The following is a 16,869-nucleotide window of genomic DNA, read 5'->3' on the forward strand; positions in this document are numbered from 1 at the left end:
AATACTATTTTTTTTAATAATTTTTATATTTTGACAATATTTTTTATCTTTAATCTCATTGTTTTAGAACTGATACAACAATTAGGTCTCAGCTCCCTATCCCTTATGGGGAGACTTTGAATTTATTGGGCAGATGATGAGAGGTTAGATAACTAAAAAGAGTGTAGAGACATGTTATTCTCGGTGACCCATATTCATCAAAAGAATTGACTATTACTTTTAATTCACCCACAAAAGTGCCCTAACCAGTTTAAGGCAAAGATGAAGGTATAGGAAATCAGAGTAGGGTGGTTGATTTTGGAGAACTCCTTTTGGGCAGTCTTCCACCTCCAAACTAATTCACACTTAAATAAGAAACCTAATAACAGCAGAGAACATGGAAAAGAAGGAGATCACTATCAGAATAGATAAAGTAGAATCAAACGAGGCTACCCAAAGTGCCAGGGAACTTAGAAGCTACCTTAAAAGCGAAATAGAAGAATTACAAATCGATATCAAGAAAGAAGCTACCGACACAATGGATTTTGGGGCTACCCTTGTCCTAATATTGGGCGCTCCGGTATTGGTAGAGCTAGCGAAAGGAATTGCGGACTTTATCAGAGCCTATGGATCTAAAGCTGAGTTTACCATTGAGTGCAATGGTAAATCGATCATATTCAAAGGAGGAACCGAGGATGCCGCCAAGATTGCTGAGTCACTGAAAGAAATCTGTGCCCCTTCTGCTACCTGATTCAATGAAAGGAGTTTCCTGCGCTCATGTAGCGTTGTAAGGGTTCACGTATTTGAATGGTTTAAACCCTGTTTCTGAGAAGATGCTCAAAGTATTTTATCTAGTATACTTTTGGATTTCAATGAACCTTTCAATTATCAAAGATGGCTATCTTAACCTCTCCTCATGATGCACCTTTCATCTTTAAGATCAATTTGAGAGATAATCATGAGAAGGATACATCTGAATTCTCCATTGAAGTTACTGGTAAAGACCCAAAAACAGACCAGGTAATAACCAGTTCCTATTTATTGGCTGACAAAAGCCATGTTGCGTATCTTAATTTTTATGACACCTTAGCAAAAGACTTTGATTTGCGTGTACCATTGAACAGACGTCGTGAAGAAAAACTATTTGTCAAGAACAATTTCAACACACTACTGAATAAGAATATTGCCCCCACCATCCTATATGGATATGGAGACCCGGCAGCTATTCGGGTAGATGGAAAAGAAGGCCAGGAAAAACCATGGTTTTACCTGCTTGCCACCTCCAACGATGCCCCAAACTCTTTTCCAATTATCCGGTCAAGGGACCTTACGGAGTGGGAGTTTGTGTCCTTTGTTTTCCCAAGTGGGGAAAAACCAGAATGGGCTATTGACGGTGAGAACATCAGTGATTTCTGGGCTCCCGAAATGCATAAAATTCAGGAGGAGTATGTCACCTGTTTCGTCGCCCGTGAAAAGGAAACCCATGAACTATGCATCGGCATCGCTACGTCACCCGAACCCACTGGTCCCTTTGTTTCAGGAAAAGAACCACTTTTAAAAGGGAATGTCATTGATCCACACATTTTTGTGGATGATGACAAGAGGGTCTATTTTTATTGGAAAGAGGACAATAACGACCTTTGGCCCAGTAAACTTCTCGATTTCCTGTATCGGAACCCACTTTTCATCAAGGATCTCTTCCTCACCAAAGAAAATCAAGTCACTGCCTCCTTCGTTCTTACGCTTTGGCCGTGGACCCAAACGCTCAAACCAATGGAGCGATTCATGGTTAACCAAGTACTAATTGAAGCGGTTGTTTCTGAATTCTCAGCCTTTTATGAACGGTTAACCGGGTTTATGGCCCAACAACCAAACTCTATTCAAATTGAAATCAAATCACTCCTTGAAGTATTAAGGACTCCCATTTATTCCCAGCAACTTACACCAGCTGGGTATAAGCTTATGGGGGATAAACAGAAGGTCATCGAAAACGACCAGGAATGGGAAGCTCACTTAGTGGAAGGGACATGGATAACCAAGCGGAATGACAAATACTATATCTTCTATTCAGGCAATGACTTTTCCACTGACCAGTATGGAATAGGTGTAGGTATTGCCGAATCACCGGTTGGTCCTTTCACAAAAATGGACGAACCGCTTTTGCGTTCAAATTCAGAGTGGTGGGCTCCGGGACATCCTTCGATAGTAGTGGGACCAGATGGAAATTCTCAGATGCTACTTCACGCATATTATCCCGGAAAGGCTGGCTACAAACAGTTCCGCGCCTTGCTTTCAGTACCTATACAATTTGAACCCGACGGTGTCCTAGTGGTCTGACTCTATTCCAGAACATACTTATAGAAGAGGAGAAGCAAGAATTCTCATTTGCCCCGCTTTGTATAAGTAGGTATGCTGGATCTGACATCCATAATGCTAGCCTTCTTCTACGGCTGGCTATTTCACCTATTTTCCAATTATCCCATTGAAGCACTCTTCAGCACACGTGAGTTTGAAGATGGGCGTTTAAAAGTTGCAGGGAAGTAACTGAAAAAATAAAATTTACTTGCCCAAAAGAAAGCCCCTTTTGAAGAAGTAGCCCTAAAATGCCATAGCTCCGGTCTCCCTGCCCTTCCAAGTGGCGAAAATTTGCCCAGTTTCACCAAACAGCTTTCTTAAAAAACCCTGACTTCCGCCCATCTCACCAATCCTTCAGGTAAAGCCGGCGGAAGCCAGGGCATTTCTTTCTGGTATTCAATTTTCAGGTCTGGCTTTGTGCCAGGTTTAAGGTATTAAATATTGGATAAATTCTTTTTACGCACCTGTTCCTCTAGGATTCCGGTGTCTTTTGTTAGGGTTCAGGTCTTGGCTGCTGGAATAACGTTCCCAGTCCAGTGGCAGAGCTAAGTGGGGAAGGTTCCCTGAGGTTGGGGTAAAACGGGAATCAACTCCCCGTTTCCATCCATTTCTTCTCAAGTTGAACCGAAAACAAATCTACCCAGGTTTCCCTGCTTCTGCCCCATCCCTGGCCCTGGGCTATTCCCAACCCCGCCCTGTGATTTTTCACAGACCCCTAAAGGAATTTGCCCGGGCATCCCCAGTCTTTTCCCAGAAAAGCTGGTATGCACAAAGAAGCTGATTATCCTCCTCTATCAGCTTCACCCGTGATACGTAGCTAGCTTATACTCAGTTTGTTACTTTTCCAATACAGCCATTAAAAAAAAAAAGGGCCTTTCCCTTACACACCTATTAATAATCATTTTATGCTTTCATTTTCTATTCCTTACCTAGTGAGTAGGCTGTCGCATTACAGGAGCTACCACCCTGAAGGGGTAAAGGGATTGCTGGAATGGAAGTCATAACTCCTAAATTAGAGACCGGGAATACGTCTATGCCTCTCTCTTGAACCTATATGTGGGATGTTTATATCTATTTTGGCTTACTGATCCTCAGCATCGGGCTCTGGGCATCCTGCTACGGGCGTTTGGCGACGGGCCTGAAGGTGCTGGGCTTCGCCTTGCTTCTCAACCTGGGCATGGAAGGTTATGCCGCCTATCTGATGTTCCAGTTGAAGAGGAACCTGTACATGTACCATCTGCTCATTCCCATCCAATACACCTTATACACGCTGGTGTTCTATTTTGCCTTTCACAGGCCAAAGGTAAAGCAAGCGGCCCTGGCCTCCATTCCGGCCTACCTGCTGGCGGTGATGTTTATCTTGGTAAGTCTCCAGGTATCAAATGAATACAATTCCTTGGCCCGGTCCCTGAAAAACGTGTTGTTGGCCGCTTGGGCCCTATTTTATTACACAGACGTTTTCAAAGGCCTGATGGTCCAGCGCCTGGAAAAGGAACCCATGTTCTGGATCAGTACGGGCTTCCTTTTCTATTCCCTCGGGAACTTCTTTGTAGATGGATTGATGAACCATATCTTAGAGCAGTCTTATGAACTGGGCCACACGCTCTATTTCATCAACGTAGTACTAGGGCTGCTCCTGAATGTGACCATCCTGATCTCCTTCGCGCTGGCCAGAAAGCAGACCTCCGGGAACCTCGCCTTGGCTCCAAGCCCTTGAACCTTACTATCCGATGATGTCTGATGTGTATTTGATTGTCTGTATCGGGACGGCCCTCATGCTGGCGCTTGGGCTCTTCATTTCCTTTATCACCTTCGCCTACAACAGAAAGCGCATGGAACACCAGAAGGAAGTGGAAGGTCTGTCAGAGGCCTATCAAAAAGAGATTTTCAAAGCCCAGGTAGAGGTTCAGGAGCAGACTTTCCTGGCCATATCACAAGAGATCCATGACAACGTGGGCCAGGTACTGTCTTTGGTGAGGCTCCATGTCAGTACGTTAGATTGCGGCGGCAATGCTTCTTCCCTCCAGAAGGTGGAGAGCAGCAAAGAGCTCCTGGACCAGGCCATTGAGGACCTGCGCGACTTATCTAAAAGGCTCAACAGCAACTACGTGGTGCAGCAGAGCCTGTCGTCCCTACTTCAGTTCCAGCTTGGCTTGTTACAGAAAACGGGGGCCTTGGAAGCCTCTTTCAGGCTGGTGGGCGAGGAACAGGCCCTGGAGCCGGAGAAGAAGCTGCTCCTGCTCCGGATCGCGCAGGAAGCGCTCCAGAACATCATCCGCCATGCTGAGGCCTCGTTTATCTGGGTAGAACTCAGCTTTGCCCCAGATAAGATGGTGTTGCAGATCAGAGATGACGGGAAAGGCTTCCCTACGGCAGGACAGGTTTCGCCCCAAGGCACGGGCACCCATAACATGTACTACCGGGCCGCGCTGATCGGGGCCAGACTCTCCATCCAGAGCAGCCCGGCTGGCACCCAGGTATTAATTGAAATCCCTTAAAACAATGATGATGCTTTCCCCTACCCCTACTAAAGTCGCCCTGGTAGATGACCACAAGCTTTTCCGCAAAGGGTTGCAGGAACTCATCAACGGGTTCAGCGGCTACACCGTTTGGCTGGAAGCAGAGAACGGGAAAGACTTTATCCGAAAACTCCTCCCCGAGAGCCTGCCCGCCATTGTGGTTCTGGACATCAGCATGCCCGTGATGGACGGCTTTGAGACCGCCAGGTGGCTCCAGGAGCATTACCCCGAGGTGAGGATCCTGGCTCTTTCCATGAGCAAAGATGATGAGACGGTCCTTCGCATGTTGAAATGCGGGGTAGACGGTTACGTATTGAAGAACGCCGATCCCTCTGAGCTCCGGATGGCCCTGGAGGCCCTGGAGTCTAACGGAAGCTACTACGCCAGCAGCGTGGGCGAAATCCTGAAAAGGGACCTGAAGGGAACCCACCAGACGGAGGTGGAATTGACCCCACGGGAGATGGACTTCCTAAAGTTGGTGTGCCAGGAACTGCCCTACAAATCCATGGCCCCTGTTCTTAATATATCTGACCGGGCCGTGGAGGCCACCCGCGAAAGCCTTTTCCGGAAGCTGGGCGCTGTCTCCAAAGTGGGACTGGTGCTGTACGCCATCAAGCACGGTATTTACAAGGTGGAATAGCCCTACCTGAGTTTTACCCGTCTTTTCTCCAAAATGCCAAGAAAACCCAGAGCAGGACAAAAGGGCTATCAATAGGCACATCAAACTTTTCTGCCGGGGTCTATAGACTTAGCTTATTCCCTTTTCTTATTACAATCATGTAGAGAAAAGGTAACTTAACCTGTTCTTTAAAAACCTAACGCATGACTGGTACCATACAGTTATTAGATGTAGGCGATGGCGATGCTATTCTGGTGCACCTGCACAAAGAGGGCAAAGACCTGGTCCTAGTGATTGATGGTGGCCAGGAGCGGCATTATGAACAGGTGGTAAAACCGGCCCTCTCAAAGCTGCTACAGGAACTAAACAAAATCGCCCCAGACATTATAGTTGCCACCCATTATGACAGTGACCATATCGGCGGCTTAATCCCCTTGGTGCAGGACTACCTGCTCGGGATAAAGGAAGTGTGGGTACACCGTAGCCCAGAGCTAGGTCCTGAGGACGGACAGATTTTGGCCTCCTCTGATAAAAAGGCGCGGTTAAAGCACCTGGGGTTGGAGCGTTTGGAAGAATCACTTGCCCGGGAAACTTACACCGGCCACCTGGAAACGATCACCAGCAAATCGGCTCTACTGATAGAATCCCTAAAACAATTAGATACGTTCTTAGGCCTTCTGCCAGCAACAATGGTTCGGCAGGTATTCCATGGCGATTCCTACCCAGGTTGGCCTGAGATAAAAGTCCTGGGGCCTGAAAAGGGGTATTACCAAAAGCTTTTCCCCGCCTGCACCTCTTTACAGGACCTGGTAGTAGCAGAAACCCGTGACTTTTTGACAGCCACCCCTGGGGCGGTTGAGGTAAAGGAAAAAACCAACCCAAACCCAGTCCAGGATCCCTGTCTTAGGCTGAAAGACGATTCCAGGGTGAGTCTGACGGCTACGAACAAAGCCAGCATTATTATAGCCCTGGACAAGGGAGATCAGCGTTTCCTTTTTACGGGTGATGCAGGTATTCCATCCTTCAAAGCAATCCCAGCCTGGGAAAAGGAGCTGAAAGACCTTTACTGGCTCAAAGTTCCCCATCACGGCAGCGACAACAACATTTCCAAAGAACTCATAGACCTTATGCGCCCGGAGTATGCCGACAGCTCCGGCGACCGGCACCAGGACCAGCATGTATTGGATTGCATTGCCAGGAACACAGTGGATAAATCCGTCAGATCCACCAAAACTTCCGGCTGCCTTATCTTTCCTATCTAAGGAAAGCCCCTGGTAACTCACCCGAATTGACCTTCTCCGGAATACTAAAAAAGCTTCTTACCTTGTTTTGCGGCTCTGTTTCAACTGCTGCAGCAACTGCGCCATTTCCTGCACTTTCTCGGGATGCTTCTGGGCCAGGTTCTGGGTCTCGCCCTGGTCTGTGCTCAAGTCATACAGCTGGGGAGCCTCTGCGTTGCCGGTTTCAAGGTTGGTGAGCGTATTCAGCGCCGGGCCTTTGTTGGGTTCAATGTACTTCCAGTTTCCTTTTACCAAAGCCAGGGCACCGCCTTGCTGCACCAGCACCTCGCGGCCCATGCTGGATTTACCCAGCAAGGTGGGCATCAGATTCTCACTGTCTGGCGCGTCTGTGGCCGCCAGGGGTTGCCGCAAGAAAGCAGAGAAAGACGCTACCAAATCAACCTGGCTTACCAACGCATCTGAGATGGCGGGCTTCACCTTTCTCGGCCACGCCACGATGAATGGGACTCGGGTGCCGCCTTCAAACGCGCTGTACTTCCCGCCCCTGAGCGGGCCGGCGGGCAGATGCCCGTTTTGTTTGGTGACAGCCTCGTCTTCGTAGCCGTCATTGAGCACGGGGCCGTTGTCGCTTGTGAAGATAATGAGCGTGTTCTTGGCAAGCCCCAGCCTCTCCAGCTCTTGGCGGATCTCCCCCACCGCCCAATCCATCTGTAGGATCACATCACCCCGGTAGCCTAGCCCGCTTTTGCCTTTGAAAAAGGTAGAGGGCATGCGGGGCACATGGGGCTCGGTGAGGCTGTAGAAGAGGAAGAAGGGCTGGTCACGGCCAGCGCCCATGAAGTCCTTGGCTTTCTGCAGAAACGTCAAAGGCACCTCTTCGTCGGTCCAGCGCGCCTTGGTGCCCCCGCTCATGTACCCTATGCGGCCTATGCCGTTCACGATGGTGTTGTCATGCCCGTGGTTGGGCGAGGCCTTCATCTTGAGCAGTTCAGGGTTCTCCTTCCCCGTTGGCTCCAGGCCTACTTTTTTCGCATAATCCACCTGAATAGGATCAGAGGGATCCAGACCCAGCACGCGGCCATTCTCCATGAACACGGTGGGCACCCGGTCTGCCGTGGCCGGAAAGAGGAACGAATAGTCAAATCCGCGTTCATTGGGGCCGGGGGTGATCTCTGCGTTCCAGTCTTTCTCCACGGCAGTGCCCAGGCCCAGGTGCCATTTCCCCACCACCCCAGTCCGGTAGCCCGCCCGCTGGAAAAGCGCCGGCAGCGTGGTAATCCCTTCCGGAATGATAAGGGCAGCATCTCCGGGCAATACCCCCGTCCCGGACTTGCGCCAGGGGTATTCGCCGGTCATGAGACCATAGCGGGAGGGGGTGCAGGTGGCAGACGTGGAGTGGCCGTTCGTGAACTGGATTCCTTCTTTGGCCAGTTGGTCCAGGTGCGGCGTCTTTATTTTGGTAGCCCCGTAGGAACTCAGGTCACCGTACCCCAGGTCATCCACATAAATAAGCACCACGTTGGGCCTTTTCTGCGCCATGGCCGGAAAGCTAGCCCAAAGGCTACTCAGTACTAAAAGGTGCAGGGCTAAAATGAATTTGGCTATACTAGGAAAGATTCTTCCTGTAGGAATGGGGAAAGGATTCATGTGTTTTAGTACTTATGTGTTAAAGTGGCATTGCTGGACAAGCGGCTTCCTGCAGAGGCAGTAAGGTTATATTTTCAGGTGCTTTAAAGGGGAATGGAGCACCAATAAGCAAAGTAAAGTAGAAAGGTAGTAGGGTTGTTTCCTGCCCACCGTCTGACTTGTTTCCTGTTTACTGAATGAAATAGGAGATACCACCATGGCCGCTACTCCCCTATTTCTTTGGCTTTTTGGGCTAGTTTCCCAGAAACGAGCATGAAAGAGTAAGTAGCTAAATCACGAAGAACAGGGACCCACTACCAAGGGAGAAAATGGTTGTTTAGGGCCTGCTTCTGAGAAAACACGCCCTAAACAATCTGGCAATTCTACCTTCGTTCAGGCTACTTCAGGAACTAACTGCCCCATCGCTTTAGCACCGCTAAGCAACTACAAGGGAGGGCTAGTTTCAGCCTATCTAGAGGAAAGAAGCCCGGAAACAACTAAATCAATTGCCTTATTAGACTTGAGCCAACACTTAATATATTACCCAATGGAGCGGTCCAGGTGGACGTACCCGCCGTCTACATGCATGAGTTGGCCCGTGGTATGGCTGGACTGCGGGGAGAGCAGAAAAACTACCATGGCGGCAATCTCAGCGGGGGTGGTCATGCGCTGCTCCAGGGGGATTTTTGCGGTGATGGAGTTCAGCTTGGTCTCCGGGTCATCAAAGGTGCTGATCCAGGATTCATAGAGCGGGGTCCAGGCTTCGGCTACGATCACGGCATTCACCCGGATTCCATAGGGCAACAGCTCTACGGCCCACTCGCGGGTAAGGGCGTTGCGGGCACCGTTGGCCGCGGCGTAGGCCGAGGTGCCGCCCTGACCTGTCTCAGCAGTCTTAGACCCGATGTTCACAATGGCCCCTTTGGCGGCCTTGAGGGCAGGCAAGGCATGGTGGGCCAGCAGGTAATAGTGGATGACGTTCTTATGGAGCGAGGCTACAAAGTCTTCGTAATTACCTTTCTCCAGCCCTACCCCATCGTTCACCCCCGCGTTGTTCACCAGTCCGTCTATGCGGCCAAACTGCCGCAGTACTTCCTCCACCGCTTTTTTACATTGCTCCGGATCTGATAGCTCGGCCACCACCTGGGCAGCCAGGCCGCCTTCTTTTTGGACCTCGGCCACCGTTTTGAGGTTATCTTCCTCATTTCGGCCTAAAATCACCGGAAAGGCCCCCTCGGCAGCCAGGGCTTTCACAATCCCTTCCCCAATGCCTTTGGCTCCGCCTGAAACAATGATGACTTTTTCTTTTAGCTGTAAATCCATGGGTTGCTCTATTAAGTCAGATGATAAAAAGCGGTGGCGTTTCCTCCGAAAATAGCTTCCTTCTCCTCCTGGCTGAAACCGGAAAAATACTCCTCCACCAGAGAAAGCATGCGCTCATAGGAGGCTGCCACCAGGCAGACGGGCCAGTCAGAGCCATACAAGAGCCGGCTGGGGCCGAAGGCTTCCACCACGGAGTCCAGGTAAGGGTAGATGTCTTCCTTTTTCCAGTTCTGCCAGTCGGCCTCGGTCACCATGCCCGACACCTTGCAACTCACATTCTCATGCCGGGCCAGGGCCTGCATGCCTTTTTTCCATTCCGCCAGCTCCCCGTTTTTGATCCGGGGTTTGGCCAGGTGGTCAATAACAAAAGGCTGGTTTGGGAAAGCGGCCATCAGTTTTTCCGTGTTGACCAACTGGTCGGGGTAAATCAGGACGTCATAGGTGAAGCCGTACTTTTCCAGTTGGGCAATCCCGCGCAGGAATTCGGGGCGCAGCATGATGGTTGGGTCTGGGTGGCCCTGCAATACGTATCGGAACCCCTTCAGCTTTGGGAAATGACTATAGTAGTCCAGGCGCTCGCCTACCTCCTCTGCCAGGAGATCAACCCAGCCTACCACGGCTTTCACAAATTCGTGTTTCCGGGCTGTTTCCAGCAAAAAGTCATTTTCGTGTTCGGGCTGGGAATGCTGCACCAGCACACAGCCGTCAAAGCCGTGCTGGCGCAACACCGGTTCCAGGTCTTCCGGGTAAAAATCCCGTTGAATGACGGCCATTTCTTCCGTGATCCAGCTGTCGCGCACGGGGTTGAACTTCCAGAAGTGCTGGTGGGCGTCAATTCTGGCCATAGGCTTTCACTTCCTGCCGGGAAGAACCCAGACCGTCAATCCCTAACTCTACTACGTCTCCGGCCTTGAGGTACAGTGGCGGATTCATGCCCAACCCAACCCCGGCGGGCGTACCCGTGGTGATGAGGTCTCCGGGTAACAAAGTCATGAACTGACTCAGGTAAGACACCAGAAAAGGGATCTTGAAGATAAGGTTAGAAGTATTGCCGTCCTGCATGGTTTTTCCGTTCACGGTGAGCCAGAGGCGCAGGTTGTCAATATCGCCTACTTCCTCTGGGGTGGCCAGAAACGGCCCCACCGGCGCGAAGGTATCGCAGCTCTTGCCTTTCACCCACTGGCCGCCCCGCTCCAGCTGGAAGGCGCGCTCACTATAGTCATTGTGCAACACGTAACCTGCTACGTAGTCCAGGGCCTCTTCTTCAGAGACATAGCTGGCTTTCTTTCCTATCACTACGCCCAACTCTACTTCCCAATCCAGTTTCTCTGATCCTTTGGGAATCACGACGGCATCATTGGGGCCGCAAAGGGCGGTGGTGGCTTTAAAGAAAAGGATGGGTTCCTCGGGTACTTTGGCGTTGGTTTCGCGGGCATGGTCTGCGTAGTTCAGGCCAATGCACACAATCTTGGAAGGCCGCGCAATGGCAGATCCCAGCCTTACCCCGGCCGGTACTTCCTGCAGCTGCGCTCTTTGCTCCTGCAGGTAAGCCTGCAGCCGCGCCAGCCCGTTATTCTGAAAAAAAGCCTCGTTGTAGTCTTCGCCGAAGGCCGAAACATCATATGGCACATTCTCCAGGAGAACACCGGGCTTTTCCTGCCCCTCTTCTCCAAATCTGAATAATTTCATAGGTATGGGTACTTAGTAAGGTGATTGCTTTAGTTGTTCAGGGTGATAAACCCGCCGTCTATGGGGTAGTCACAACCGGTGATGAACCCGGCTTCGTCAGAGCAAAGGAACAAGGCCAACGCCGCTACTTCCTCTGGTTTGCCCATACGGCCAATGGGTTGGGTTTTGGATAATTTCTCAAACATTTCCTCTTCCTGGCCGGGATAACTTTTGGCCAAAAATCCGTCTACAAAGGGTGTATGCACGCGGGCCGGGGAAATACTGTTGCACCTGATCTTGTGCGCCAGGTAATCTTTGGCCACCGAAAGGGTCATGGCATGGATGGCGCCCTTGCTCATGGAATAGGCAAACCGATCCAGAAGGCCCACATGCGCCGCAATAGAGGCCAGGTTCAGGATAGCGCCGCCCTGGCCTTTCATTTTTTCCACCGCGGCCTGCAGGCAATGGAAGGCCCCCTTCACATTTACCTGGTAAATCCGGTCCAGGTCTTGCCCAGTGGTAGTCTCCACGTTGCCAATATGGGCCACGCCGGCATTATTCACCAGAATATGGACCTGCCCCAGTCGGGCAAACACGGCCCGAACCTGTTCCTGCTGGCTCACGTCACAGCTGTGCGCCACGGCTTTGCCTCCCGCCGCTTCAATGGCAGCAATGGCTTCCCGGGCGTTTTCTTCCTGAAGCTCCAGTATGTGGACTTCGGCGCCTTGCCGGGCGAAAACCTGGGAGATGGCTTTCCCGATGCCGCTGCCCCCGCCCGTTACTACCGCAGTTTTTCCTGTCAATGTAAACATGTTGCTAGTTCTATAAATTAAAGGGAAACTCCCCGCTTCCAGAAAATAAAGTCGTCCTGGCCCAGGGCCATGGCTTTGGTGTCATATTCGCCGCTGGCCAAGCCAATCATGTATTCTAAAAATTCCTCGCCCGTTTCCTGCACCGTTTTGTCACCGGCAATGATGCCTCCCGCGTCCAGGTCAATGATATCTGACAGGCGGGTCGCCAGCTGGGTATTGCTGGCTACTTTCACCACGGGGCAAACGGGGTTGCCCGTGGGGGTGCCCAAGCCGGTAGTAAAGAGGATAAGGTTGCACCCAGAACCCGCCAGACCGGTGGTAGACTCCACATCATTGCCGGGGGTACAGAGCAAGGTAAGGCCGGGTTTGCGCACATATTGGCCGTAGCCCAGTACATCGGTGACTGGCGAGGTCCCTCCTTTCTTGGCGGCCCCGGCCGATTTGATGGCATCAGTGATGAGGCCGTCCTTGAAATTGCCGGGCGAAGGGTTCATGTCAAACCCCGACCCAACGGCCAACGCCCGACCGGCATAGTCCCGCATGAGCGTCTCAAAACGCCCCGCGGTTTCCTGGTCCACGCACCGGTTGAGCAACTCCTGCTCTACCCCGCAAAGCTCCGGGAACTCACTCAGCATGACGCTGCCGCCCAGGGCCGCCACCAGGTCTGCGGCATAGCCTACCGCCGGGTTCGCTGATATCCCGGAAAAGCCGTCGGAGCCGCCGCATTCAACCCCTACCACCAATTTGCTTAAAGGGGCTGGTGCGCGGTGGCACTGGTTGGCCTGGGTGAGGCCTACGAAGGTTTCATAGATGGCATCGGTCATCATCTGGGCTTCAGAGGCCATCTGCTGTTGCTCAAAAACCAGCAAGGGTTTGGCAAAATGAGGGTCCCGCTCCCGGATTTTTTCCTGCAGAATAGACACTTGGGCGTGCTGACACCCCAGGCTCAACACCGTAATACCGGCCACGTTAGGGTTCACGCAATAGCCGGCCAGTACAGCGCACAGGTTCTCGGAGTCTTCGCGGGTACCACCGCAACCCCCGTCATGCACAATGAATTTGATTCCGTCTACCTGTTCAAAAACCCGGGGACTGGCCACATAGGTAGAGATTATCGGAAGGGGGGCTTTTTTTAAGTCCTGGCCCTGCCTCACCTGGTTCACCAGTTCCCTTACCTGTAGCTGGTATTGGCTGGACGTGGCGTATCCCAACTCTTTGAGGAAGGCTTCTTTCAAGGCTTCCACGTTTCTGTTCTCACAGAACACGAGGGGCAACACCAGCCAGTAGTTGCGGGTACCCACCTGTCCGTCCTCCCGATGGAAGCCCATAAAGCTCCGGTTCAGCCATTTGCTGATGTCGGGGGCCTGCCACTGGTACTCCTCGGTTTTTTGGGAGAAATCGCCGGCGGCGTGTTTCAGGTTCTGGGTGGTAAGTAAGGTTCCCTGGGGCAGGGATTGGGTGACCTTGCCTACCAGAACGCCATACATGAAGACCTCATCGCCCGTTGCCATGGGTTGAAGGGTGAATTTATGCTTGGCGCTGACTTGATCTTTTAAGGTGAGGATTTGCCCCTGGAAAGAAACCGCCTCTCCGGCCGCTAAATCCCGAAGGGCTACCAGCACATTATCTTTGGGGTGGATTTGCAGAAATGCCTGCTTAGGGTTCTTTTCCATCATAACTCAGATTGTATTATAAACACATGCATTCTTTTGGGGCCGTGCGCCCCAATCACGAGCGACTGCTCAATGTCGGCGGTTCTGGAGGGGCCGGCAATAAAGGTTCCGTAGCCGGTGGCGTCTACCTTGATGTTCGCGTAAGCCTCCTGCATGGTGCCTACCAGGTCCTGTTGCCGCACCACCAGCACCAGATGCTCACAGAGAAAGGGCAGCACCCGCACGGGTACTTGTTCCTCCGTGACCCACACCGCCCCGTTTTCGGCCACGCCCAAAACCCCAGCCACCACGGCCACTTCTACCTGGGCTAAGGCCTCTTTTTCTAAAATAGCCGTTGAAACGTCTCTCCCAAAACCCACCCCTGCTACCGTATTCACCACCCGGTCCGGCGACATGAATCTTTCTTGCAGATAAATCCCCACGCTGACCAGGTCTGGCACCAGCACGCCCACACTGCCGGCTGCGCCGATGCTATGCTGGAACAAGGCCAACCGGTCCTGGGGCAGGGGAACCTGAAAAGGGGGTTTGACCCAAGGAGCCGGGGCCGCCGGCTTGTTCTCTTTGATGCGGTCTAAGATGGCTTGGCGGCTGCTCATTTCGTTTTCCTGTTTTTAAGGTACCAGTCCCGGAAGCTTTCTTTAGGAGGCGAGGGCATGTCCCGCTGCCGGGCCCAGGCATTGAGGCGTTTGTTTTGCGCCACTCCCGGCAGCCACCGCAACATGAACCGGCCCGACCGGCCTGCCAGGCGGTACACCTTGGGGTTGGCCAGCACAGTGGCCATGGCTTGCATGCTTACCGCTTTGGCTTTGGGTACCTGCCCATCCTGGGCCAGCACCTGCCGCCAGAGATACAGCTGGTTGTGGATATCAATCTTCACCGGGCAAACATGGGTACAGGATCCGCAGAGCGTGGAGGCAAAAGGCAGATCGGCATTTTTCTGCCGGTCCAGGTTGGGAGCCAGAATGGCACCGATTGGACCAGAAATGGTATGGTGGTAGCTGTGGCCGCCGCTTCTGCGGTACACAGGACAGGTGTTGATGCAGGCCCCGCACCGGATGCACTTCAATGCCTTGTAGAAATCCTTTTTGCCCAGGTGGGTGCTGCGGCCGTTGTCTACCAGCACCAGGTGCATCTCCTGCCCGGGCGCCGGTTTATGGAAATGGCTGGAATAGGTGGTGATGGGCTGCCCGGTAGCGCTGCGGGCCAACAGACGCAGAAACACGCCCAGATCCTCAGCTTTGGGGATGATCTTCTCCAGGCCCATGCAGGCAATGTGCACCTTGGCCAGATGCACGCCCAAATCGGCGTTGCCTTCATTCGTGCACACTACCAGCCCGCCGGTTTCAGCAATCGCGAAATTGACGCCGGTGATGGCCAGGTCAGAAGAAAGGAATTTTTCGCGGAGGTGTTGGCGGGCGGCTTCTGTCAGATAAGCTGGGTCGGAAGCCCCTTTCTCGGTGCCCAGGTGCTGGTGGAACAACTCCCCTACTTCTTCTTTGCGTTTATGGATACTGGGCAGCACAATATGGCTGGGCGGTTCCTGGGCCAACTGCACTATCCGCTCCCCCAGATCCGTATCCACTACCTCCACTCCCTGGGCAGCCAGAAAATCATTCAGGTGGCATTCCTCGGTGAGCATGGATTTGCTTTTCACCAGCTTCCGGATGCCATGTTGCCGGAGGATGCCCAGGACGATCTGGTTATGTTCTTCCCCGTCGGCGGCCCAATGGACCTGGATGCCGTTTTCACGGGCCTTTTCCTCAAACTGGATCAAAAGCTCATCCAGGTGGGCCAGTACGTGTTCTTTTATCTGCGAGGCCGTTTCGCGGAGCAGTTCCCAGTCAGGGGTTTGCTTGGAGGCTACGTCCCGCTTCTCCCGGATAAACCACAACGCCTGGTCATGCCAGTTAGCCCTTTCCGCATCGGCTTGAAAAGCCGCGGCTGCGGCCGGATGATCTGGTACGGGGATAGTCTTAGGCGTCAACTTGTCCATTTAATATCTGGGCTAAATGAATGACTTGGAGTGGGCTTTTCTGGCGGCGCAAAACTCCTTCCAGGTGCATGAGGCAGGAAACATCTGCCCCGGCAATGTATTCCGCGCCGTTGGCCTGGTGGTCGGCTACCCGGTCCTGGCCCATCTTCGCGGAGACAGCTTCTTCGGTCACGCAGAAAGAACCGCCAAAACCGCAGCATTCATCTGGGCGGGAAAGAGGCACCACTTCCAGGTCTTGCACCAGGCTGAGCAGATAACCCGGTTTGGAGAAAGCCGGGGCGGCCAGCTCAGACATCTGCGCCAGCTGGAGGCCCCGTTGCCCGTGGCAGCCCAGATGGAACCCTACTTTGTGCGGAAAACGGGCCGGCAGTTCTTTCACCTGCAACACATCGGTGAGGAACTCACTTAGTTCATAGATGTGGTTTCTGATGTGGGTGGTTTCGGCCTCCTGCCCGGGCACCTGCAGATGGTCTTTGATGTGCAGCACGCAGGAACCAGAAGGTGACACGATGTAGTCATAGCCCGCAAAGTTTCGGGCAAAGAGAGCGTCGCAACCGGTGGCGAGCGATGCAAACCCAGAGTTGGCCATGGGCTGCCCGCAGCAGGTTTGTTGGAGCGGGTAGTCCACCTCTACCCCCAGTTTCTCCAGCAACTGCAGGGAAGCCACGGCCACCTGCGGGTAAAACTGGTCTACATAACACGGAATGAACAATCCTACTTTCATAGGGCACAGATGGGATTCATGAGTTGCCATTTCTCGCCTTCTTTCGTGCCGGGCAAGGCCTGCTGGTAGGTCCACATGAGCTTTTCCCACTCCTGCACCTTAGGGTTGGCCGCATCCAGTTGGTTTTTCCGCTCAAAGCTGAAGGCCTCGTTTACCTCCAGCAGCATGCACAGGCGGTTTTGCCACCGGTAAATCTCCAGGTGCTCTATCCCGGCGGCTAAAAGGCTTTGTATTATCTCGGGCCAGACGGCTTGGTGGTACTGCTCGTATTCTGATATCAAGGCAGGGTCATTCTTCAGGTCAAGGGTGAGGCAATAACGCGGCATGGGAAGGGATG

16 protein-coding genes are annotated in these 16,869 nt (G+C 52.6%); 6 read left to right on the plus strand and 10 right to left on the minus strand.

Features of this window, described 5'->3' with window-relative positions:
- Window positions 1–376 precede the first annotated feature (376 nt).
- The 6 genes from FOE74_RS11495 (at window position 377) to FOE74_RS11520 (ending at window position 6,734) form a co-directional block, all read left to right on the plus strand.
- Window positions 377–730, plus strand: coding sequence for a hypothetical protein (locus tag FOE74_RS11495; RefSeq protein ID WP_149098731.1), 354 nt, complete (start codon window positions 377–379; stop codon window positions 728–730).
- Between the two features lie 143 nt (window positions 731–873).
- Window positions 874–2,316 carry a family 43 glycosylhydrolase gene (locus FOE74_RS11500; RefSeq protein WP_149098732.1) on the plus strand — a complete coding sequence of 481 codons (1,443 nt, stop codon included), beginning with the start codon at window positions 874–876 and terminating at the stop codon, window positions 2,314–2,316.
- A 1,072-nt stretch (window positions 2,317–3,388) separates the two neighbouring features.
- A complete protein-coding gene (locus FOE74_RS11505) occupies window positions 3,389–4,051 on the plus strand; it encodes a hypothetical protein (protein WP_149098733.1) in 663 nt (220 codons plus the stop codon).
- A 13-nt stretch (window positions 4,052–4,064) separates the two neighbouring features.
- The gene (locus tag FOE74_RS11510) at window positions 4,065–4,832 is read left to right on the plus strand and encodes a sensor histidine kinase (protein ID WP_149098734.1); all 768 of its coding nucleotides are present in this window, start codon (window positions 4,065–4,067) and stop codon (window positions 4,830–4,832) included.
- A gap of 4 nt (window positions 4,833–4,836) precedes the next feature.
- Window positions 4,837–5,493, plus strand: a complete 657-nt coding sequence (locus tag FOE74_RS11515; RefSeq protein ID WP_225840777.1) for a response regulator transcription factor — start codon at window positions 4,837–4,839, stop codon at window positions 5,491–5,493.
- A 182-nt stretch (window positions 5,494–5,675) separates the two neighbouring features.
- Window positions 5,676–6,734 (plus strand): ComEC/Rec2 family competence protein, encoded by a 1,059-nt coding sequence (locus FOE74_RS11520; protein ID WP_149098735.1) that lies wholly within the window; start codon window positions 5,676–5,678, stop codon window positions 6,732–6,734.
- 57 nt (window positions 6,735–6,791) lie between these two features.
- Here the strand turns inward: FOE74_RS11520 and FOE74_RS11525 are convergent, their stop codons facing one another.
- From FOE74_RS11525 to FOE74_RS11570, 10 genes are all read right to left on the minus strand, one after another.
- A complete protein-coding gene (locus tag FOE74_RS11525) occupies window positions 6,792–8,252 on the minus strand; it encodes a sulfatase family protein (protein WP_149098736.1) in 1,461 nt (486 codons plus the stop codon).
- 627 nt (window positions 8,253–8,879) lie between these two features.
- A complete protein-coding gene (locus FOE74_RS11530) occupies window positions 8,880–9,662 on the minus strand; it encodes an L-fucose dehydrogenase (RefSeq protein ID WP_149098737.1) in 783 nt (260 codons plus the stop codon).
- 11 nt (window positions 9,663–9,673) lie between these two features.
- Window positions 9,674–10,507: an amidohydrolase family protein gene (locus FOE74_RS11535; RefSeq protein ID WP_149098738.1), complete on the minus strand. Its 834-nt coding sequence runs from the start codon at window positions 10,505–10,507 to the stop codon at window positions 9,674–9,676.
- Complete coding sequence (locus tag FOE74_RS11540; protein WP_149098739.1) at window positions 10,494–11,351, minus strand: fumarylacetoacetate hydrolase family protein; 858 nt, start codon at window positions 11,349–11,351, stop codon at window positions 10,494–10,496. The genes FOE74_RS11535 and FOE74_RS11540 overlap by 14 nt, the downstream gene beginning before the upstream one ends.
- A 29-nt stretch (window positions 11,352–11,380) precedes the next feature.
- Complete coding sequence (locus FOE74_RS11545) at window positions 11,381–12,142, minus strand: SDR family NAD(P)-dependent oxidoreductase (protein ID WP_149098740.1); 762 nt, start codon at window positions 12,140–12,142, stop codon at window positions 11,381–11,383.
- Between the two features lie 17 nt (window positions 12,143–12,159).
- Window positions 12,160–13,818: a UxaA family hydrolase gene (locus FOE74_RS11550; protein WP_225840778.1), complete on the minus strand. Its 1,659-nt coding sequence runs from the start codon at window positions 13,816–13,818 to the stop codon at window positions 12,160–12,162.
- Window positions 13,815–14,411: a LutC/YkgG family protein gene (locus tag FOE74_RS11555; RefSeq protein WP_149098741.1), complete on the minus strand. Its 597-nt coding sequence runs from the start codon at window positions 14,409–14,411 to the stop codon at window positions 13,815–13,817. Before FOE74_RS11555 ends, FOE74_RS11550 begins: the two co-directional genes overlap by 4 nt.
- Window positions 14,408–15,808, minus strand: coding sequence for a lactate utilization protein B (locus FOE74_RS11560; RefSeq protein ID WP_149098742.1), 1,401 nt, complete (start codon window positions 15,806–15,808; stop codon window positions 14,408–14,410). The genes FOE74_RS11555 and FOE74_RS11560 overlap by 4 nt, the downstream gene beginning before the upstream one ends.
- Complete coding sequence (locus FOE74_RS11565; protein ID WP_149098743.1) at window positions 15,789–16,532, minus strand: (Fe-S)-binding protein; 744 nt, start codon at window positions 16,530–16,532, stop codon at window positions 15,789–15,791. The genes FOE74_RS11560 and FOE74_RS11565 overlap by 20 nt, the downstream gene beginning before the upstream one ends.
- The gene (locus tag FOE74_RS11570; protein ID WP_149098744.1) at window positions 16,529–16,858 is read right to left on the minus strand and encodes an L-rhamnose mutarotase; all 330 of its coding nucleotides are present in this window, start codon (window positions 16,856–16,858) and stop codon (window positions 16,529–16,531) included. Before FOE74_RS11570 ends, FOE74_RS11565 begins: the two co-directional genes overlap by 4 nt.
- Between the last annotated feature and the right edge of the window lie 11 nt (window positions 16,859–16,869).

The sequence above is a fragment of the Rufibacter glacialis genome (assembly GCF_008271745.1).
In the GTDB taxonomy this organism is placed as follows: Bacteria; Bacteroidota; Bacteroidia; order Cytophagales; family Hymenobacteraceae; genus Nibribacter; species Nibribacter glacialis.